Origin of the sequence: Streptomyces megasporus (assembly GCF_000718985.1) — a bacterium.
Taxonomy (GTDB): Bacteria; Actinomycetota; Actinomycetes; order Streptomycetales; family Streptomycetaceae; genus Streptomyces; species Streptomyces megasporus.
In genome coordinates this window covers 36309-56025 of the sequence record NZ_JODL01000010.1, presented here as the reverse complement: position 1 = coordinate 56025, position 19717 = coordinate 36309, and the positions used below count along the sequence as shown (strand labels likewise).

The window sequence follows — 19717 nt, the reverse complement described above, 5'->3', positions numbered from 1 at the left end:
GGGCGCCCCTCACCACCAGTAGGTGGGGTAGTCGGTGGTGGCGCGGAGTCGGCCGACCGCGACGCCGACGAGGACCAGGACCGTCGACGCGGCGGCCAACAGGACCAGGAACAGCGCCGGTTCGGGCGACTGGGCCACGACGATCACGGCGGTGGCCGCCGCGGGCGAGTGGGGGGTGCGGGCCAGCATCATCACGCCGAGCGCGAGACCGCCCGCCACCGCGGCCCCCCACGCGGAGCTCCCGGCCACCGCCAGGACGGCGAACCCGGTCAGCGCGGACAGCAACTGCCCGCCGACGACGCTGCGCGGCTGGGCCAGCGGCAGGGCGGGGGCCCCGAAGACCAGGGCGGAACTGGCCGCGAGCGGGGGGATCAGCCAGACCTGGTCCAGCCCGGTGCCGATGGCCACCAGGAGGACCAGTGCGACCACCGAGCCGGCGGTGGCCACGGCGACGGTGAGGGCGCGCGGACGCGCCGGCGCCTTGCTGCTCAGCCGCCCGGGGGCGGCGGCCGGCGCGGCCTGGACGGGGGCCGCCGCCGTGAGGGTCGGGGCCGCCGCGGTGCCGACGGACGGTTCTGTTGTCACGGAAGACCTCCGGGTCGCTGCCGTCTCTCATCTAATGGATTGGAAGCCATCTAATCCATTAGATCGGGAGTATGGCATTATCGAGTTCGAGGCAGCAACCCGGACTTGGGGAGGGCGGCAGAGACGCAGAGCAGGCAGACGCCCCGGCCACCTCTGACCGGGGAACCACTGGCACTGGACCTGGTGAACACCACGTTCGTCCAGGGTGGGTTGCGCGGTGGCCCGGTCGACGCGCTGACCACCCCGGCCGACCTGGACCGCTGGATCGAGGAGCACGCCGAGGCGTTCCCCCGGGAGCTGATCGAGCGGGCGACCGACCGGGCGACGACCTTCCACGTGGAGGAGTTCCGGCGGCTCCGCGAGGCGCTGAGGGAGCTGAGCCGCGCCTGCACCGCCGAGGAGCCCTACGACGAGCAGCCGGTCACCGTGGTGAACCGGGACGCGCGGCTGGCCGTGAGCTGGCCCGAACTCGGGCACTCCGGGGCGCCGGGGCCGGTGGTGCGCTGGGTCGAGGCGGACCCGCACCTGATCCTGCTGGGCATGGTGGCCGTCTCCGGCGTCGAACTGCTGGCGGGCCCGCGGCGACACGAGGTGCGCGCCTGCGCCGCCCCCGGCTGCATCCTGTACTTCGTCAAGAGCCACCGGCGCCGGGAGTGGTGCACCCCCGGCTGCGGCAACCGGGTGCGGGTCGCGCGCCACCACGACCGCCGGCGGTCCTGACCGTCCGCCGAAGCCTCCCCGCCGCGGGCCGGACGGCCGCGACGGGGAGGCGGAGGGAAGCCGGGCCGCGACGCCGCGGGGGGACGCGGGCGCGGCCGGCGAACGTCACTTCAGGGCGTTGGCGTAGACGTACTGGGCGAGCGCGTAACCCTGCTGCAGCGCGGCTTCGTTGTCCATGCGGAAGTGGACGCCGGCGTACAGACGGCTGTCGGCCTTCTCCTGCGCGGCCTGGCTCAGGCTGGTGAAGCTGCGGGTGACCCCGACGGCCTGCGGGTCGTCGGTGGTGCCGGTGAAGCTGATGTTGTCGGTGCCGTAGTAGGCCCGCAGGATGCCGGCCCAGGCCGCCGCGATGCCCGAGTGACCGGACGAGTAGCTCGGGAAGGACGGCGAGAAGTGGACGCCGGCCGGAGTGGACGACAGCGGCTTCCAGTTCGGGTCGGCGACGGTCAGGTCGTTGTTGTCGGTGTCGGCGAGCTTGATCGCCGTCTCCGGACGCCACAGGTTGGTGCTGTACTTCGAGTCCCAGACGGAGATGGCCGCGTCGGCCAGGCTCACCGACAGCAGGGCGAACAGCTTCGACGTCTGGTACGAGGTGTCGTTGGGCCGCAGGCTCTGCTGGACGATGATGGCGTGCTCGTACTGCTGGCCCACCGGCTTGTAGGTGCCGTCCGCGTCGTTGGCCCAGAAGCGGGCGATCTCGGTCTGGTCGGCGGTGCGCTCGGTGGAGGTCGCGCCGCCCAGCCGCTTGACCTCGTTGACCTGCTCCGCGTAGGCGTCGCTGGCCAGCAGCTCGTTCCTGTTGGCGAAGCCCAGCGGCTCGGCCGGACGGAACTGCGAACCGCTCCGGATCACCCAGGGCTTGACCTTGCCCCAGTTCGCCCCGGCGGGCATCGCGCCCGGGGTGGTCGGCCGCCAGTAGCCCGGCGCGTTGATCTGGCTGTACGGCGTCGTGTCGGCCGAGCCGTCGTTGGCGCGGGCGGCGACGATCGCCCGGCCGACCGCGGTGCCCAGCTTCGCGGCGTACGTCCGGTGGGTGCCGGTGCTGGAGTCGGGCAGGGCGAGGGCGTCCGCGAGCTCGTCGCTGAAGTCGAGCTGCGGGTAGGCGCCCTCCAGCGCGTGGTAGGCGGCGAAGTCGAGGGCGGTGTTGAGGGAGGCGTGTCTGCCGCGCGCCCCGGTCACGTCGGTCAGATAGGGCTTGCCCGCTCCGGATATGGAGTTGGCGACGTCGTAGAGAGCCGTGTTGAGCATGGCCCCACCGCGGGTGAGCGGACCGGGGTGGCCGCCGACCTCGCGGAAGGCGTCCAGGAGCACCCGGTTCCAGTAGATGACGCGGTCGGTGCCGGCCGGAGCGGTCTCGGCGACCGCGGTGGTGGGCGCGACGGAGACCAGGGTGCCGACCGCCAGGGCCGTGGCGGCGGCCTTGAACAGGGTGCGACGGCGCGGTGAAACGGTTCCGGACATGCGGATAGTCCTCTCGTGGGTCGAGTGGTGCCCCACTTGACGGACCGGCGCCGGCGACCGTGGACACCGCCGGCGCCGGTCCGTGACAGGGCCACGCGAAGGACGCTAACGACGTGGAGGGCACTCTCCGCGCCGCGTCCTCGATACCTGCCATCGGCCTGACCGATGAGGGTCCCCCAGGTGTCGGCGACATGGGCCGGATGTTGTCGGCTAATGAATTTTTGCCTTTTCATTGCCATGCGCGGACCGGGGTTTCCGTCACTGTCCGTGATCGCCGTGGTGCCTCGCCTGGTGCCGGGCGACCCGCGCGCGGTTGCCGCAGCCGTTCGAACACCACGCACGGCGGGGGTGGTGGCGGTAGAAGAACCACACACACCCCGGAGCCCGGCAACTGCGCAGCAACGCGCCCTGCTCCCCCGCCAGGAGGAGCACCAGGGCACGGGCGATCAGCCCCAGCGAGTGGGTGACGGCGTCGGCGGTGCAGAACAGTTCCGTGCCGGGTGTCCGGGCGTCCGACCAGACCAGGACGGGCCACGACTGACACATGCCGGAAGCGCGGTTGACGTGCGCGACGTCCCACGGATCAGGGGCTTTCCGGTCCACCCGCGCCGCGATCAGACGCCGGGCCGAGTCGCGCAGGGCGCGCGCGTGGCGCAGTTGCTGCCCGCTGACGCGGAGCGCCTCGTCCCCCGGCGGGAGGCCGGGCTCGGGGAGCAGGCCCCGGTGGCGCCACAGCCACGCCTCCAGGTCGGCGGGCGTCTTGAGCCCCTCCACGAGGACGCCCTTGTCCGCGGAGAGGGTGTTGGCGAACGCGACGGGCAGCGGCTCGGACCGCACCCTCCTACCGCTGTCTGTGACACGGGGTTTTGCCACTGTCATCTCCTAATGCTCTACTCGTGGTGCTAGCGTTTCATCTGTTGCGCGACACAGACCAACATCGATCACGGGTTCGCATACGGGGGCGTGGGACATCGAGTCGGGGACGGTGCGGTCGAGGCGGCGGACCGAGCAGGCCGCCGCGGGGGCTCAGGGAAGCGGGCCGGGAGGCCCGTTGCCCCATCGACCGCGGAACCGGGCCCGGGAGGTGGTCCGCTCGCGACCGTGTGGACCACCGGAACAGCCGTGGGGGGCTCCGCTGTGGATTTTTCGGTCTACCAACTCAAGACATTCTGGGAAGTAGCCAGGACCGGAAGCCTGACGAAAACCGCGAAGAATCTCGGTTACTCCCAGTCGAGCGTGACGGCCCATGTGAGATCCCTGGAGAGCAGGGTGGGTTCTCCGCTTTTCCAACGTCTGCCGCACGGCGTTCGCCTCACAGCCGCCGGTGAGACGTTCCGCGTCTACGTCAGCCGCATCTTAAGCGTCATGGACGAGATGTCCGTCGCCCTCAAGAACAAGGGCGAACCGGCCGGGCGGATCGTGGTGGGGGCGACCGCCCCCCTCATGGACTACGAACTACAGGAAATACTCCGGGAGTGCCGCTACCGGTATCCCAGAATCCACCTCTCGCTCAAGGTGGTCTGCGCCAGGGACCTGGAGGCCGCGGTGGCCTCCGGGGGCGTGGACGTGGGGCTCACCTTCGTCCGCGACCCCGGCGAGCGGCAGGACGAGACGGCGGGTGACATGCTCCGCCGGACGCTCTTCTCCGTCCCCTTCGTGCCGGTCGGCCCGGCCGCTCCCCAGCCGGGCACCCCCTCCCCGCTGGACCGGGTCCTGGTGGTGGACCCGGACTGCGCCTCCCAGGGCATCCTGCCCCGTCACCTGGCGTCGGTCCGGGGGAAGGCGCCGGCCGTCATGGAGACCGGCTCCACCCGCGGCGCCCTCAGCCTGGCGAACCGCGGGCTGGGCGTCGCCATGGTCCCGCAGGCCGCGGTCGGCTGCGGCCTGACGCCGGACGGCCTGGTGGTGATCGACTCCCTGCCCGGCGCCCTGGTGCACGTGCAGGCCCTGCTGCCGAACGGCGGCTGGCTCTCCCCCGCCGTCTCGGCCTTCCTCGACCTGGCCGGCCGGACGCGCGGCGGCCTGCCCTCCGACACTCCGGGGACGGCCGCCGATCCGGTCCCGGCCTGACCACGTCCCCCGAGAAGTCCGCTGAGAATTCCCTGAAAAACCGGTCGCCGGCCGAAGCCGGACCCTGACCGGAGAAACCGACCGACCAAACCGACCGACCAAACCGACCGACCAAACCGCCCGGCACCTTCCGAGGTGCCGGGCGGTTTCGCGTTCCCGGGCGGGCCCGCGACCTTTCCCGGCACCTCTCGCGGGGATACCGGCAAAGGGCCATCGGAAACCCCGATACCGGTCATCAAAATCTCTCCCAGGCAAGAACCCGCGGCCCGGATAGCCTCGTGTCCGGGAGTTTTCTTTCAGGCGTCGAGCCCCTTCTCCGCGTCCACTCGGGAAGGCTCACGACCCGCTTTCGAAAAAGAGGAAGAGATGTCCGACATCGAATTCATTCCCAATGTGTTCCGCAGCGGCTTCGAACTCACCGACCTCTCGTGGGTGCCCTGGAAGGAGCCCGGCCGGGTCGGGGTCGAGCACCACGTCCTGTGGGCCCCCGACGAGGAGAAGGGCGAGGACTCCGTCGGCCTGCTCCTGCGCTTCCCGCCCGGCGCCCACGGCGACTTCCACGAGCACCTGGGCTACGAGCTGATGCTCGTCCTCGACGGCGTCCTCGACCACAGCGACGGCACCTCCTACAACAAGGGGGACCTGGTCGTCGAGGCCCCCGGCACCCAGCACCAGATGTCCAGCCGGCAGGGCTGCACCGTGCTGGCCATCCGGACACGGCCCGCCGCCGCGCGCACTCCCGACCGGCCCATCCGGCCCGTCGCCGAACCGGCCGCCGCGCAGGCCTGACCCGTGTGGCCCCGGGACCGGGGGGTCCGTCCCGAAACCGGCCCCGGGGCCCAAAGCGGTCCGCGGCCCGACACCCGCCCCGCTCACCCACCGAGCTCCTCACACCACTCCACGGGAGATACGCACACCATGTCCGCTGCCGCCCCCGCGGTGATCACACCGGAGCCGCTCCCCGACACCACCGGCCCCCGCCGGGTGCTGGTCTCCAGCGTCTCCTCCGACTCCCACACCTGGAACCTGGTCTTCCTCCAGCTCCTGATCGAGGAGTACGGCCACACCGTCGTCAACGTCGGAGCCTGTGTCCCGGACGAACTCCTGATCGCCGAGTGCCGGCGCCACCGCCCCGACATGGTGGTCATCAGCAGCGTCAACGGGCACGGACACCTCGACGGCCGCCGTCTCATCGCCCGGCTGCGCGCCGAGCCCGACCTGGCCGACCTGCCCGTCGTCATCGGCGGCAAGCTCGGCACCCGCGGGGCCGAGGGCGGCGGCCACACCCGGGCCCTGGTCGAGGCGGGCTTCGACGCGGTCTTCGAGGACTCCGTGGGCATCGGCGAGTTCCGCCGCTACCTCGCGGCCCCCGACACGCGGGCCCTGCGCACGGCCGGCTCCGCGGCTCCGGCCCTGTGAGCGCCCCCGTCGGACGCACCACCCCCACCGGTTCGTTCGCCGCCGCCGTGGCCGCGGCGCGCTCGGACGGGGAGCTGGTCGTCCAGCCGCGCATGGGATTCCCGACCGTGGCTCAGATGGGCGCCGGACTCAAGGCCGTCCACGGCACCTCCGCCCGCACGGTGGGCACCATCACCCTGGACAGCTACACCCGGGTCGGCGACCACGCCTCCGCGGCACGCGCCCTGGAGAGGGACGAGGAGCTCAACGGCTTCCCCATCGTCGCCCACGGAGGCCGAACGACCCGCGAGATGATCGCCGCCGCCGGCGCCGGGGACTTCGCCATCCAGGTGCGCCACGGCTCCCCCCTGCCCCTGGGCATCGTCCAGGCCCTGATCGACGCCGGGCTCGACGCCACGGAGGGCGGGCCGGTCTCCTACTGCCTCCCCTACAGCCGCACCCCGCTGGTCGAGGCCGTCGACGCCTGGGCCCGCAGTTGCGAGGTCCTGGCCGAACAGGTTCCCGGGGCCCACCTGGAGAGCTTCGGCGGCTGCATGCTCGGCCAACTGTGCCCGCCGAGCCTGCTGGTGGCCCTCTCCGTCCTGGAGGGCGTCTTCTTCCGCCGGCACGGCCTGCGCAGCATCTCCCTCAGCTACGCCCAGCAGACCAGCTTCCCCCAGGACGTGGCGGCCCTCGCCGCGCTGCGGCGGCTGGCCGGGGAGTACCTGGGGGACACCGACTGGCACGTGGTGCTCTACACCTACATGGGCGTCTTCCCGCGCACCGTCCCCGGCGCCCAGGCCCTGCTGCGCGAGAGCGCGCGGCTGGCCGCGCTCACCGGCACCGAGCGGCTCATCGTCAAGACGGCCGCCGAAGCCCACCGCATCCCCACCATCGAGGACAACGTCCACGCCCTGGAGACGGCCTCCGAGGCGGCCCGCACCGCGACCGCCACCCCGGCCGACCGCCCCGACGAGGGCGAGGCGGAGGAGATCCACGCCGAGGCCCGGGACATGGTGGAGGCCGTCCTGGAACTCCACCGCGACATCGACCGCGCGATCCCGGCGGCGTTCGCCCGGGGATACCTCGACGTCCCTTACTGCCTGCACGCCGACAACGCCCAGCGCACCCGCAGCCACATCGACTCCCGAGGCCGGCTGCGCTGGTCCTCCGTCGGCCGGATGCCCGTCCGGAGCGCGCCCGGCGGCACGGCCGCGTCGGTCGGCGCCGACGAGCTGCTCGGGATGCTCTCGCACGTCCAGAACACCTTCGACCGCGCGGCCCTGGACCCTGCGGCGTCACCGGAAGCCCTGCCGGCCGCGGGCCGGATCCGACAGGAAACGAAGTGAGGAACAGTGACCGGACTACCGACTGATCCGCAGCCGCTCGCCATCGCCGTGATCGGCACGGGCCCGCGCGGACTGTCCGTGCTGGAGCGGCTCGCCGTCCGGCTGCGGGAGGAGCCCGCGCCGCGCCGGCGGCTGCTCGTCTACGCCATCGACGCGGTCGAGGTCGGCGCGGGCCGCGTGTGGCGCACCGACCAGCAGGACTGGTTCACCATGAACACCGTCGTCGGCCAGGTGACCATGTACTCCGGGGACCCCGACGACGGTCCCGCCCGGCCCGGCGCGGGCCCCAGCCTGGGCCAGTGGATAGCCGAGCGTGCCCGTGCCCACGGCGAGGAGCCCCTGGGGCCGAACGACTACGCCTCCCGGCTGCGCTACGGGCAGTACCTGCGCTCGGTCTACCGCACCATCGCCGAGCACCTGCCCGAAGAGGCCGAACTGATCCCGGTGCGCGACCGGATCGTCCGGCTGCGACCGCGCCCGGGCGGGGGCTACGACCTGGTGCGCGAGAACGACCCGATGCCGCTCTCCGTCGACAAGGTCGTCCTGACCACGGGTCACCCCCGCAACGAGCCCGACGACTTCGCGCGCGAGATGCTCGACTTCGCGGCCGACCGGCCCGGGGTCCACTACCTGTGCGGCGACTCCGCCGCCGACCTCGCCCTGGACGCCGACACCATCCCGCCCGGCACGGCCGTCGGCATCCTGGGCATGGGGCTGTCCTTCTACGACGTGATGGTCGCCCTCACCCTCGGCCGCGGCGGCGCCTTCACCACCCTGCCCGACGGCACCATGCGCTACGAGCCCAGCGGTCGCGAGCCGCGCATCGTGGCCGGCTCCCGCAGCGGGCTGCCGATCCCGGCCCGCGGGAAGAACCAGAAGGAGCCGCACCACAGCCACCGCGCGCTCTTCCTCACCCCCCACGCCGTCGAGCAGGCCCGCAAACGGCGCGCGGCGGAGACCGGCAGCCCCCGCCTGGACTTCGACGAGGACGTGCTGCCGCTGCTCCTGCGGGAACTCGACCACGTCTACTGGACGGCGCACGTCACCGCCCGGGACGGGAAGGAGGCGGGCGAGCGGTTCGCCGAGCGCCACGCCGCCGTGCTGCTCTCCGGCGGCGACCCGACCGAGCTGCTGCGCGAGGCCGGCCTCGACGGCGTCCCCGCCCTCGACCTCCACCGTCTGGCCCGCCCCTTCGGCGACCGGAGCTTCCCCGACCCACAGGCCTTCCGCGCCGAGCTGCTGGAGGTCATGCGCCGGGACCTGGACGAGGCCGACCTGGGCAACAGCGAGGGCCCGCTCAAGGCCGCCCTGGACGTCCTGCGCGACATCCGCAACGTGGTCCGGGAGGCGGTCGACTACGGCGGGCTGCGCCCCTCCTCGCACCAGGACGCCTTCCTCCGCCGCTACCTGCCCGTCAACGCCCTGCTGTCGGCCGGGCCGCCCCGGTACCGGGTCCGCCAACTGCTGGCCCTCATCGACGCCGGGATCGTCGAGGTCGCCGGTCCGGCCACCGCCTACACCCCGGACGAGGAGGCGGGCGGCTTCCGCGTCGCCTCCCCGCGGGTGGCGGGCTCGGCGCGGACGGTCCGGGTGCTGATCGACGCCCGCATCCCCACCCCGAACCTGCACCGCGACACCTCCCCCCTCGTCCGCGGCCTGCTGGCCGACGGCCTGGTCTCGGAGTACGTGGTCGAGGACGCCGTCCACGGCGAGCGGTTCGAGACCGGCGGCCTGGCCGTCACCCGTGCCCCGTTCCACGTCGTCGACGCCGCCGGCCGCGTCCGCACCGACCTGTACGCGCTGGGCATCCCCACCGAGCACACCCGCTGGTTCACCCAGGTCGGCAGCAGTCGCCCGGGGATGCGCACCCTGTTCCACCGGGACGCCGACGCCATCGCCGCGGACCTGCTGGCCGACGCCCCGCGGGAGTCCCGGCCCACCGGGCGGGCGCTCGTCGGCGCCGCCTCGGGGGCACCGGCCGGAGGGGAGGGGGCATGACGTTCGGCCCGGCGGGGCTGCTCTTCAAGCAGGCCCGCGACACCCTGCTGCGGCACCGGGAGGACCTGACGGCCGCCCGCCGGGAGTTCTCCTGGCCCCGGCCGGACACCTTCAACTGGGCGCTCGACTGGTTCGACCCGATGTCCCGCGACAACCACCGCACCGCCCTGCGGGTGGTGGGCGGGGAGGGCGACGTCGAGCTGTCCTTCGCGGACCTGTCCCGGCGCTCGGACCAGGTGGCCAACTGGCTGCGCGACCAGGGTGTGCGCCGCGGCGACCCGGTGCTGGTCGCCTTGGACAACCGGCCCGCCCTGTGGGAGACGGTGCTGGCCTCGATCAAGCTCGGCGCGGTGGTGGTGCCCACCTATGTGACGGCCTCCCCGGCCGAACTGGCCGACCGCGTCGTCCGCGCCGGGGTCCGGCACGTCGTGGCGGAGGCCGCCCTGGCCCCCCGCTTCGAGGGCCTGCCCGGACGGTGGACCCGGATCTCGGTGGGCGGCGAGCCCGCCGGCTGGATCGACCACCGGCACTCCCGGTCCGCGCCGGCCGACTTCCGGCCGGACGCCGCCACCGCCGCCGACGACCCGCTGTTCTGCTACTTCACCTCGGGCACCACGTCGCTGCCGAAGATGGTCCTCCACACCCATCTGAGCTACCCCGTGGGCCACTTGTCGGGCATGTACTGGAACGGCCTGCGCCCCGGCGACGTCCACCTCAACATCTCGGCCCCCGGCTGGGCGAAGCACGCCTGGAGTTCCTTCTTCGTCCCCTGGAACGCCGAGGCGCAGATCGTCGCGTTGGCCGCCGAGCGCAGCGGTCCCGAGCACATCACACAGGTGCTGCGCACCCGCGAGGTGACCTCGTTCTGCGCGCCGCCCAGCGTGTGGCGCGCGCTCGTCCGGCACGGCATCGGGCGGCGCCCGCCCGTGCTGCGCGAGGCCACCAGCGCCGGCGAACCGCTGGACCCGGAGGTCTTCCGCACCGTCCGGGACGCCTGGGGCGTCGAGATCCGGGACGGCTACGGCCAGACCGAGACCACCGGACAGCTCGGCACCCCGCCCGGCCGTCGGGCGGTGCCCGGCCGCATGGGCTGGCCGATGCCCGGCTACCGGGCCGTCGTCGTCCACCCGGAGACGGGCGCGCCGCTGCCGCCGGGGGAGGCCGGCGAGCTCTGCGTCGACCTGGGCGTCGACCCGGCGGACCGGCCCGTCGGCGTGATGGCCGGGTACGCGGGCGACGAGCGGCGCACGGCGGCGGCCTTCGCCGGCGGCCTCTACCACACCGGCGACCTGGTGGTGGGCGAGGCCGACGGGAGCTTCCGCTACGTCGGTCGGGCCGACGACATGTTCAAGTCCTTCGACCACCGCATCTCCCCGCTGGAGTTGGAGCGCGTCCTGTTGTCCCACCCCGCGGTCGCCGACGCGGCCGTGGTGCCGCACCCCCACCCGATCGGGCAGTGGGTGGCCAAGGCGTTCGTCGTCCCGGCCGCCTCCCACACCGGCGACCGGTCCACGGCACGGGAGGTCTTCGCCCACCTCGACGAGGAGTTGCCCCCGCAGAAGCAGGTGCACCTGATCACCTTCACGGACCGGTTGCCGCGCACCGCGTCGGGGAAGGTGCGCCGGGCCGAGCTGCGCGAGCGCACCGGGACCGTCGACTTCCGGCGGGAGCGGTCCCCCGCGCCGGCCCACGCCGAGTGAGCCGGGCCGCCGGCCGGACCACGGCCGGCGGCCCGTCGTCAGACCACGGAGTGACCTATGGAAACCACCGCGCCGACCGATGTCGACGCACTCATCGCACGGGTCGCCGCCGCCCAGGAGGACTTGCGGGCCACGGTGGCCTCCCTCGACGACGCGGCCCTGACCGCGCCCTCGGCACTGCCGGGGTGGACCCGCGGCCACGTCTGCGCCCATGTGGCCCGCAACGCCGACGGCCTGCGCAACCTCCTGACCTGGGCGGAGACGGGCGTGCCCCGTCCGATGTACGCGGGCGACGGCGCGCGGGAGGCCGAGATCGAACGGGACGCGCACCGGCCCCTCGCCACGCACCTGGCGGACCTGGCCCGCTCCGGGGAAGGGCTCGTCGAGCACGCCCGCCGGCTGGACGACGGCGCGTGGTCGGTCGAGGTCGTCCTGCGCAACGGCGACCGGCTGCCCGCCCGCGGGCTGCTGGGGCACCGGCTGCGCGAGGTGTTGATCCACCACGTGGACCTGGCGGCCGGCCACACCCCGGCCGACTGGTCCGAGGAGGACGCCCGGTTCCTGGTGGCCTCCCTGGCGTCCGCCTGGTCCGGGCGCCGGGACTGCCCGCCCCTGGTGCTGCACGTGGCGGGCACCGCGGAGCTGTTCACCGCGGGAGCCGGTTCCGAGGACCCGGTGCGGGTGACCGGCCCGGCGCACGCCCTGGCGGCCTGGTTGGCGGGGCGCGGGGCCGGGCACGAGTTGCGGTGCGCCCGGGGCGGGCTTCCCGCGCTCCCCGCCTGGATGTGACCGCCGCGTTGATGTCGACCGCCGCCTCGATGTGACCGCCGCCCGCGGGTGGTGGGCCCGGGGCTCCCCGGCGGCCGGTGCCGGACCGTGGTCCGGCACCGGCCGCCGGGCCGTCTTCCGGCGATCGCCCGGGGGGCGGGACTACCCCCGGTCCTCCGTGTCCTCCCGGTCCCGGTGCCGGCGGGTGCGCGCGTAGTGCCGCGAGGCCTTGGCGCGGTTCCCGCAGCCGGACATGGAGCACCAGCGGCGGGTGCCGTTCCGGGAGACGTCGTAGAAGTGCAGGACGCACTCGTCGTTGGCGCAGGCCCGGATGCGGTCGGGTGCGGTGCCCACCAGACGCAGGTAGTCGTCGGCCGCCAGCCAGGCCGCCAGCCAGGCGGGGTCCTCGGGCTCGACGCGCTCGGCGGGCCCGTCGGGGCCGAGGCTGCGCAGGACGCGCCCGCGCGCCAGGACGGCGTTGAGCCCCTCGCGGGCGCGCTCGTCGCCGGGGGTCGCGACGACGGCTCCCAGGGCCTCCCGTGCCTCCAGGGCGGCGGCCAGTGCCTCGGGGCCGGCGCCGGCCCGCTCCAGCAGGCCGTGGCCGGCCAGCCACACGGCGAACCCGTCGACGTCCTTCAGCAGGTCGTGTCGGACCCCGTTCTCGATCCACCGGGTGTTGAGCAGGTCCAGGCTGAGCGGTTCGCCCCGGAGCGGCCTGGGGTCGGCACCGGACGCCGTGGGCGGAGGGCTGGTGTCTCCCGTGCCGGCACCCATGCGAGCTCCTTCCGTCGGCTGTCGTTCCCCCACTCTAACCGGCTAACGCGCAGTAGGAAGTTGACCCTCTCTCCTTCTAACCCCTAAAGTCTTCGACAACGGTTAGTTCGGGGTGGTCCCGAACACCGTGTTGGAGGTAATCCGTCATGTCCGCTTCCGCCGTCCCCGCCGCTCTGCAGACCGGCCACATCGGCCTGAACGTCACCGACCTGGACCGTTCGCTGGACTTCTACCGGAAGGTCTTCGGCTTCGAGATCCAGGGCGAGGGCCGCGAGCCCGGCCGCGCCTTCGCCTTCCTCGGCCGCGAGGGCCGCCTCATGGTGACCCTGTGGCAGCAGAGCGAGGGCGGGTACGCCCCCGGCCTCTCCGGCCTGCACCACCTGTCCTTCCAGGTGGAGACCATCGAGGAGGTCCGGGCGGCCGAGGAGGTCCTGCGCAGCCTGGGCGCCGAGTTCAAGTACGACGGCGTCGTCCCCCACGGAGAGGGCGCCTCCTCCGGCGGCATCTTCTTCACCGACCCCGACGGCATCCGTCTGGAGATCTACGCCCCGGCCGGCGCCGACGCCGCTCCCGCCCCCGTCGCCGCCGCCCCCACCTGCGGCTTCTTCTGAGCCGCTCCACGGCCGGGTGGCCGCCGCACCCTCTCCCCGACCGCGGCCACCCGGCTCCTCCCGCCCGCCCCACCGCACCGCCTTCCGAGGAGCGACCACCGTGACCGGCCCCTACCACCACGGCGAGCGCGAGGTCCAGCGGCGCGCCGGCCTCCGGGACGAGGCCGACGTCTCCGGACGCGCGATCCGCGACACCGTGCCTCCCGTGGCGGCCACCTTCCTCACCCAGCAGCGTCTGCTGGTCGCCGGGGCCGCCGACGACCACGGGGACGTCTGGGCCACCCTCCTCACCGGGCCCGAGGGGTTCCTCCGGGCCCCGGACGAGCGCAGCCTGTCCATCGCGGCCCGCCCCGCCCCGGAAGACCCCCTGGCCCCCGTCCTGGAGCGGCCGGTCCACCTGGGGATGCTCGCCATCGAGGCCGCCACCCGGCGGCGCATGCGGATGAACGGCACGGCGCGCCCGCACGACGGCGGCCTCCTGGTCGACCTCGACCAGGTCGTCGCCAACTGCCCCAAGTACATCCAGAAGCGCACCCCGCCGGAGACGGACGCCGGTCCGCCCGCCGCACGGCCCCCGGCCCGCCGGGGCGACCGGCTCGACCCCGACCAGCAGCGCCTCCTCACCGGCGCCGACACCTTCTTCGTCGCCACCGCCGACGAGCGGGGCCGGGCCGACGCCTCCCACCGCGGCGGCAACCCGGGCTTCCTCCAGGTGCTGTCGCCCACCCGACTCCGCTGGCCCGACTACACCGGCAACGCGATGTTCCTCACCCTGGGGAACCTCCTCGTCAACCCCCGGGCGGGTCTGGTGGTCCCGGACTACCTCACCGGCGCCACCCTCCACCTCACCGGCACCGCGGAGGTCGTCTGGGACGCCGACGCCGTCGAGTCCGGCGGCACCGGCCGCATGGTCGAGTTCACCGTCGCCGGCGTCGCCGAACTCCCCGGCACCCTGCCCGCCGGCTGGAGCCCGCCCGCCGCCTCCCGCTTCAACCCTCCCCTCCCCCAGGCCGGGCCCCGAAGCGCCGTCTGACGCCCCGGCTCCGGCTCGCCACCCACCAGGAGAGATCCGTGCACATCCACGTCGACATGAACCGCTGCGAGAGCCACGGCCAGTGCGTCTTCGCCGCCCCCGACCACTTCTCCTTCGACGAGGACGACACCCTCGTGGTCCACCAGGGCGTCCCCGACGGCCCCGAGGGCGAGGCCGTCCGCGCCGCCCTCCGGGAGGCCGCCGCCGCCTGCCCCGTGCAGGCGATCACCCTCCAGGACACCCACCACGGCGCCGGGGCCGGGGCATGAGCGCACGTCACATCGTCGTGGTCGGCGCGTCCCTGGCGGGCTCCCGGACCGCCAGGGCCCTGCGCGACCAGGGCTTCGACGGCCGGCTGACCCTGGTGGGCGACGAACCGCACGCCCCCTACGACCGGCCGCCCCTGTCCAAACAACTCCTCGCCGACGCCTGGGAGTTCGACGACATCGCCCTGCCGTCCACCGACGACCTCGACGCCGACCTGCGCACGGGCGTCCCCGCCGCCGCGCTGCGGCTCGCCGACCGCGAGCTCGTCCTCGCCGACGGCGACCGAGTGGGCTGGGACGGACTCGTCATCGCCACCGGCGCGGCGGCCCGCCCCTGGCCCGCGACCGTGCCCGACGGCGTCCACACCCTGCGCACCCTCGACGACGCCCGCGCGCTGCGTCGGGACCTCACCGCCGCCGGCGCCCGGCTCCTCGTCGTCGGTGCCGGGTTCCTCGGCTCCGAGGTCGCCGCCACCGCCGTGGCGCTGGGGGTTCCCACCACCCTCGTCGAGGCCGAGGAGCTCCCCATGGCCCGCGCCATCGGGGCCGTCGCCGGGGACTTCGTCGCCAGGCTGCACCAGGAGGCCGGCGTCGACCTGCGCACCGGCACCACGGTCCGGTCCTTCACCGGCGCCGACCGCGTCACCGGGGCCGACCTGGGCGACGGCACCCACGTCCCGGCCACCGTCGTCCTGCTGGCCCTGGGCGCCGTCCCGCACACGGCGTGGCTGCGCGGCAGCGGCCTGCGCGTGGACGGCGCGGTCGTCTGCGACGAGTACGGCCGCGTCCTCGCCGAGGACGGCACGGTGGTGCCGGACGTCGTCGCCGTCGGCGACGTCTCCCGCCGTCCGCACCCCCTGGCCGACGGACCGGCCGACGGAACGCTCCACCTCGGGCACTGGAGCGCGGCGGTGGAGCACTCCGCCCTCGCCGCCCGTGTCCTGCTGCACCCGGCCGGGGACGGCGACCTCCCCGAACCCCCCGTCACGGTGCCCTCGTTCTGGTCCGACCTGCACGGCGTCCGCATCCGCTCGCTGGGGCTCCCCCACCTCGCCGACGAGGCGCGGACCGTCGAGCACGACCTCCCCGGGCGACGCCTGGAGATCTCCTACCACCGCGACGGCGAGCCGATCGGCGCCCTCACCGTCGACCGTGCCCGCCGGCTCGCCGCCTACCGCCCCCTCCTGGTCGAGGCCGCGCGCCGCCGCCGCGCCGCGCCCACGACGGTCGGATCCGTGCCCACGACGGTCTGACCGGACGCCGTCCCGGTGCGGCGGGACGGCGGAACGCGCGAGGCCCCCACGAGCGGAAGCACGCTCGCGGGGGCCTCGCACGCGGTGTGCCGGAAGCCCTTTCCACCCCTACCGGGCCCGGCCGCGCCCGGAACGGCGGAAGAGGGCGAAGCACCCTGTGCCACCAGGTGGCACAGGGTGGCGTGCGCCGCGTACCGTGAGCGAGCGGGGCCCCACACGGTCCGCCGGAACGAGGAACAGGACGACCACGACGAGCACATGGAACGGGCCGGGAGGCTCGATGCGCTCCAGCGCGCGGAGAACGAGTTCGCCCCGATCCCCTTCGGCGCGGAAGCGGCCCGCGCCTACGGGCGGGTCTGCGCCGCCGTGGTCTCGGCGGGCCGCAAGCCCCGGCGCCGCGTGGCCGACCTGATGATCGCCTCCACCGCGATCGCCGAGGACCTGCCGCTGTTCACCACCGACCCGGACGGCTTCGCGGGGCTGGACGGCCTCGTCACCGTGGTCCCCGTGACCCGCCCGGTGGCGCCGCACGAACGACGAGACGCGCCGGCCGGGGCATGCGAGCCGTTCGGCGCGACCCCGATCGGAGCGCCCTCACCTCCGGACGCGACCGCGCTCGGGGCGGCAGAAGAGGGCGAAGCTCGCGATCGCCAGGAGGACGGCGCCCAGTTGCGTCGCCGCCATCGGCACGGCCGTGTCCTCGCCCGCGATGCCCACCAGCGGAGGGGCGAGGGAACCGACGAGGAACTGGGAGGAGCCCAGCAGCGCGGAGGCCGAGCCGGCCGCGTGCGAAGCCCGCATCAGTCCCTGGGAGTTGGCGTTGGGCAGCACCAGGGCCATCGCGGACATCAGCACGAACAGCCCGACGGAGACGGGAAGCAGCCCGACCCGCCCGAACACGCCGGAGGTCATCAGCAGCAGCGCCACGGCCGACAGCAGGATCACGGCCAGACCGACGGCGATGACCCGGTCCAGGGACACCCGCCCGACCAGGAGCTTGCCGTTGACCTGCCCCATGCCCACCAGTCCGATGGAGTTGACCATGAACAGCAGGCTGAACGTCTGCGGCGAGGCGCCGTAGATCTCCTGGACGACGAACGACGACGCGGACACGTACGCGAACAGCGCCGCGAAGGCGAAACCGCCCACCAGCAGGTACCCGGTGAACGCCCGGTCGGCGAAGAGTCCCCGCATGGTGCGCAGCGCGTCGGGGACGCCGCCCCCGTGTCGCCGTTCGGGCTCCAGGGTCTCCGGCAGGCTGCGCGCGGTGACCAGGGTGACGACCAACCCGAAGCCCGCCAGGACGAGGAAGACGCCGCGCCAGTCGGTGAACCGCAGCACCTGCCCCCCGAGCACGGGCGCCAGGATCGGGGCGACACCGGAGATCAGCATCAGGGTGGAGAAGAAACGGGCCATGGCCAGCCCGTCGAACATGTCGCGGACGACCGCGCGGGCGATCACGATGGCCGCCGCCCCGGCCAGGCCCTGGGCGAGACGGAAGGCGGTCAGGGAGTGGACGCCGGGGGCCACCGCACAGGCGACGCTGGCCAGGACGTATCCCGCCATGCCGATCAGCAGCGGGCGGCGGCGGCCGAACCGGTCGCTCATCGGACCGGCGACGATCTGCCCGACGGCCAGGCCCAACAGGCACGCGGTGAGGGTGAGTTGCACCTGGGCGGCCGGACTGCCGTAGGCGGTGCCGATGTCGGGCAGCGCCGGGAGGTACATGTCCATCGACAGCGCGGGAAGCGCGGTGAGGCTGCCGAGGATGAGGGTGATCAGCAGGCCGGCGCGGGCGCGACCGGAGGGCCGCGCCGTGTCGGCGGTCGTGGGCGCGGGACCGTGGCCACCGGGTCCGCGCGGTGTCTCGCGTGGTGTCGCGCCTGCCGTCTCGCGCGGGGTCCGGGATATCCGGGTTTCGGCGGCCGGGGACGGGCCGGAGTCGGACATGCACCTCTCCAGTGGAATCGATGAGAACCGTCCGATCATCCCAGGTTTTCCGTCCCCGGCCCATCTCGTTCCGGGGGATGGAACACCGCCCCCCGGAACACCTCCCTCGAGGGGTGTCAGGCCGGCGACAGCCCCGGCTCCCCCGCCGGCGAGACGAAGGACGCCGCGGTGGCGATCGGCGCGCCCGGGGTGGTGACCGCCGGGACCGTCCGGTAGTCGGCCCGCAACTTCTCCCGGTCCAGGCCGAGGACGACGTAACCGCGCCGCCCGTTGTAGTACTTCAGGTGCGGGTTGGCGGTCATCAGCGTCTGCCAGTTGGCGGGCCTCTCGGCACCGTCCCGGCCGCTGGTGACGGAGGTGGTGACGATCTCCACGCCGGCGGTGCGGGAGTCGGGGTCGTCGAAGTCCCGCTTGATGTCGAATCCGTAGTGGACGTGGACGTCGCCGGTGAGGACGACCAGGTTCTCCACGCCCGCGGCGTCCGCGCCCGCCAGCACCCGCTCGCGCGAGCCGGGGTAGCCGTCCCAGGCGTCCATCGACAGCGGCCAGGGGCCCTCGACCCGGTTGCGGCGGCGGGAGAAGACGACCTGCTGCGGGACGACGTTCCACAGCGCCCGCGACTGCCGCCAGCCGTCGATCAGCCAGCGCTCCTGACCGGCGCCGAGCATGGTGCGCGAGGGGTCCTCGGACTCGGGGGTGGGAACCTTCCAGCCGTCCCCGTTCGCCTGGTTGTCGCGGTACTGACGGGTGTCGAGGACGTCGAACTGCGCCAGGTTCCCGTAGTGGAGGCGCCGGTAGAGCCGCAGGTCGGGGCCCTGGGGGCGCTGGGGGCGGCGCAGCGGCATGTTCTCGTAGTAGGCGCGGTAGGCGGCGGCGCGGCGGATCAGGAACTCCTCCGGCGGGACCCCGTTCTCGGGCACGCCGTTGGCGTAGTTGTTCTCGGTCTCGTGGTCGTCCCAGGTGACGATCCAGGGGTGGGCGGCGTGGGCGGCGGCGAGGTCGGCGTCGGACTTGTACAGGGAGTACCGCAGCCGGTAGTCCTCCAGCGTCACCGTCTCCCGGTCGAAGAGGTCCGGCAGGAGGCGGTCGGTGTGGTTGCGGTGGCCGCCCACGGCGGAGACGGCGTACTCGTACAGGTAGTCGCCGAGGTGGAAGACGGCGTCGAGGTCCTCGTGCGCGAGGTGTCCCAGGGCCGTGTAGTAGCCGTCGTGGTACGCCTGGCAGGAGAGCAGGCCGAAGCGGAGCGCGGCGGGCGAGGAGCCGGCCGCGGGCGCGGTGCGGGTGCGGCCCGCCGGGCTGGTCCAGCGGCCGACGCGGAAGCGGTAGTGGTAGACGCGGCCGGGTTCCAGACCGGGCACGTCGACGTGCACGGCGTGGTGGAACTCGGGGTGCGCGACGACGTGACCGCGGGCGGCCGGGCGGCGGAAGCGCTCGTCGTGGGACATCTCCCACCGGACGGCGACCGGGCGGGCCGGCATCCCGCCGGCCGGCTCGTACGGCCTGGGGGCGAGGCGGGTCCACAGCACCACGGAGTCCGGGCGCGGGTCCCCGGAGGCGACGCCCAGGGTGAAGGGGTCCTCGGCGATCCGAGCGGGGTCGAGGGTGGGCGCGGCGTGCGCGGTGGACGGCAGGTTGGTACCGAGGGCCAGTGCTGCGGCGGCCCCGGAAACGGTGAGGAACCGCCGGCGGTTCAGATGGCGTGCGGCGGCTCTGAGTTCGGCGGTGGCACTCGGCATAGGCGTCATGTACACGATTACAGAGTTCCGGGGCGGCGCCCCGGC

The 19717-nt window shown here is 73.9% G+C and carries 18 protein-coding genes and 2 pseudogenes; 14 read left to right on the top strand and 6 right to left on the bottom strand.

The features are described from left to right. Positions 1-9 precede the first annotated feature (9 nt). Positions 10-585, bottom strand: coding sequence for an HPP family protein (locus IF47_RS0111115; RefSeq protein WP_031508472.1), 576 nt, complete (start codon positions 583-585; stop codon positions 10-12). 105 nt (positions 586-690) lie between these two features. On the opposite strand from IF47_RS0111115, the gene IF47_RS0111110 reads away from it, so the two are divergent. After that, positions 691-1305, top strand: a complete 615-nt coding sequence (locus IF47_RS0111110) for a CGNR zinc finger domain-containing protein (protein WP_031508470.1) — start codon at positions 691-693, stop codon at positions 1303-1305. Positions 1306-1410: 105 nt separating this feature from the next. Here the strand turns inward: IF47_RS0111110 and IF47_RS0111105 are convergent, their stop codons facing one another. Beyond that, a complete protein-coding gene (locus IF47_RS0111105; protein WP_106982537.1) occupies positions 1411-2766 on the bottom strand; it encodes a vanadium-dependent haloperoxidase in 1356 nt (451 codons plus the stop codon). Between the two features lie 258 nt (positions 2767-3024). Next, positions 3025-3603, bottom strand: coding sequence for a CGNR zinc finger domain-containing protein (locus IF47_RS0111100; protein ID WP_051717432.1), 579 nt, complete (start codon positions 3601-3603; stop codon positions 3025-3027). Positions 3604-3729: 126 nt separating this feature from the next. Between IF47_RS0111100 and IF47_RS32125 the strand changes: the two are divergent. The 8 genes and pseudogenes from IF47_RS32125 to IF47_RS0111065 all read left to right on the top strand — a co-directional run. Further along, positions 3730-4083 (top strand): annotated as a pseudogene (locus IF47_RS32125) (helix-turn-helix domain-containing protein); the annotation flags it as partial. Between the two features lie 48 nt (positions 4084-4131). After that, positions 4132-4836, top strand: coding sequence for a substrate-binding domain-containing protein (locus IF47_RS30645; protein WP_051717430.1), 705 nt, complete (start codon positions 4132-4134; stop codon positions 4834-4836). A 366-nt stretch (positions 4837-5202) separates the two neighbouring features. Next, positions 5203-5625 carry a cupin domain-containing protein gene (locus IF47_RS28685; protein WP_031508465.1) on the top strand — a complete coding sequence of 141 codons (423 nt, stop codon included), beginning with the start codon at positions 5203-5205 and terminating at the stop codon, positions 5623-5625. A 129-nt stretch (positions 5626-5754) separates the two neighbouring features. Next, positions 5755-6255, top strand: coding sequence for a cobalamin B12-binding domain-containing protein (locus tag IF47_RS0111085; protein WP_078591731.1), 501 nt, complete (start codon positions 5755-5757; stop codon positions 6253-6255). Next, on the top strand, positions 6252-7583 hold the full coding sequence (locus tag IF47_RS0111080; RefSeq protein ID WP_031508463.1) for a methylaspartate mutase: 1332 nt from the start codon (positions 6252-6254) through the stop codon (positions 7581-7583). Before IF47_RS0111085 ends, IF47_RS0111080 begins: the two co-directional genes overlap by 4 nt. Before the next feature lie 6 nt (positions 7584-7589). Then, complete coding sequence (locus IF47_RS0111075) at positions 7590-9581, top strand: FAD/NAD(P)-binding protein (protein WP_051717428.1); 1992 nt, start codon at positions 7590-7592, stop codon at positions 9579-9581. Next, complete coding sequence (locus IF47_RS0111070; RefSeq protein ID WP_031508461.1) at positions 9578-11281, top strand: AMP-binding protein; 1704 nt, start codon at positions 9578-9580, stop codon at positions 11279-11281. Before IF47_RS0111075 ends, IF47_RS0111070 begins: the two co-directional genes overlap by 4 nt. Positions 11282-11338: 57 nt before the next feature. Continuing rightward, positions 11339-12070 (top strand): maleylpyruvate isomerase family mycothiol-dependent enzyme, encoded by a 732-nt coding sequence (locus IF47_RS0111065; RefSeq protein ID WP_051717426.1) that lies wholly within the window; start codon positions 11339-11341, stop codon positions 12068-12070. Positions 12071-12211: 141 nt separating this feature from the next. On the opposite strand, the gene IF47_RS0111060 is transcribed toward IF47_RS0111065, so the two are convergent. Beyond that, a complete protein-coding gene (locus IF47_RS0111060) occupies positions 12212-12823 on the bottom strand; it encodes a CGNR zinc finger domain-containing protein (protein ID WP_051717423.1) in 612 nt (203 codons plus the stop codon). 146 nt (positions 12824-12969) lie between these two features. Between IF47_RS0111060 and IF47_RS0111055 the strand changes: the two genes are divergently transcribed. The 5 genes and pseudogenes from IF47_RS0111055 to IF47_RS31455 form a co-directional block, all read left to right on the top strand. After that, on the top strand, positions 12970-13434 hold the full coding sequence (locus tag IF47_RS0111055; RefSeq protein ID WP_031508457.1) for a VOC family protein: 465 nt from the start codon (positions 12970-12972) through the stop codon (positions 13432-13434). Positions 13435-13534: 100 nt separating this feature from the next. After that, on the top strand, positions 13535-14467 hold the full coding sequence (locus IF47_RS0111050; protein ID WP_031508456.1) for a pyridoxamine 5'-phosphate oxidase family protein: 933 nt from the start codon (positions 13535-13537) through the stop codon (positions 14465-14467). Between the two features lie 38 nt (positions 14468-14505). Further along, complete coding sequence (locus tag IF47_RS0111045) at positions 14506-14736, top strand: ferredoxin (RefSeq protein WP_031508454.1); 231 nt, start codon at positions 14506-14508, stop codon at positions 14734-14736. After that, on the top strand, positions 14733-15986 hold the full coding sequence (locus tag IF47_RS0111040) for an NAD(P)/FAD-dependent oxidoreductase (protein ID WP_031508452.1): 1254 nt from the start codon (positions 14733-14735) through the stop codon (positions 15984-15986). The genes IF47_RS0111045 and IF47_RS0111040 overlap by 4 nt, the downstream gene beginning before the upstream one ends. Positions 15987-16190: 204 nt before the next feature. Then, positions 16191-16520, top strand: a pseudogene (locus tag IF47_RS31455) (PIN domain-containing protein); the annotation flags it as partial. A 60-nt stretch (positions 16521-16580) separates the two neighbouring features. Here the strand turns inward: IF47_RS31455 and IF47_RS0111030 are convergent. Next, positions 16581-17936 (bottom strand): multidrug effflux MFS transporter, encoded by a 1356-nt coding sequence (locus tag IF47_RS0111030; protein ID WP_051717420.1) that lies wholly within the window; start codon positions 17934-17936, stop codon positions 16581-16583. A 116-nt stretch (positions 17937-18052) separates the two neighbouring features. Next, positions 18053-19681 (bottom strand): alkaline phosphatase D family protein, encoded by a 1629-nt coding sequence (locus tag IF47_RS0111025; RefSeq protein WP_031508450.1) that lies wholly within the window; start codon positions 19679-19681, stop codon positions 18053-18055. Positions 19682-19717: the final 36 nt, after the last annotated feature.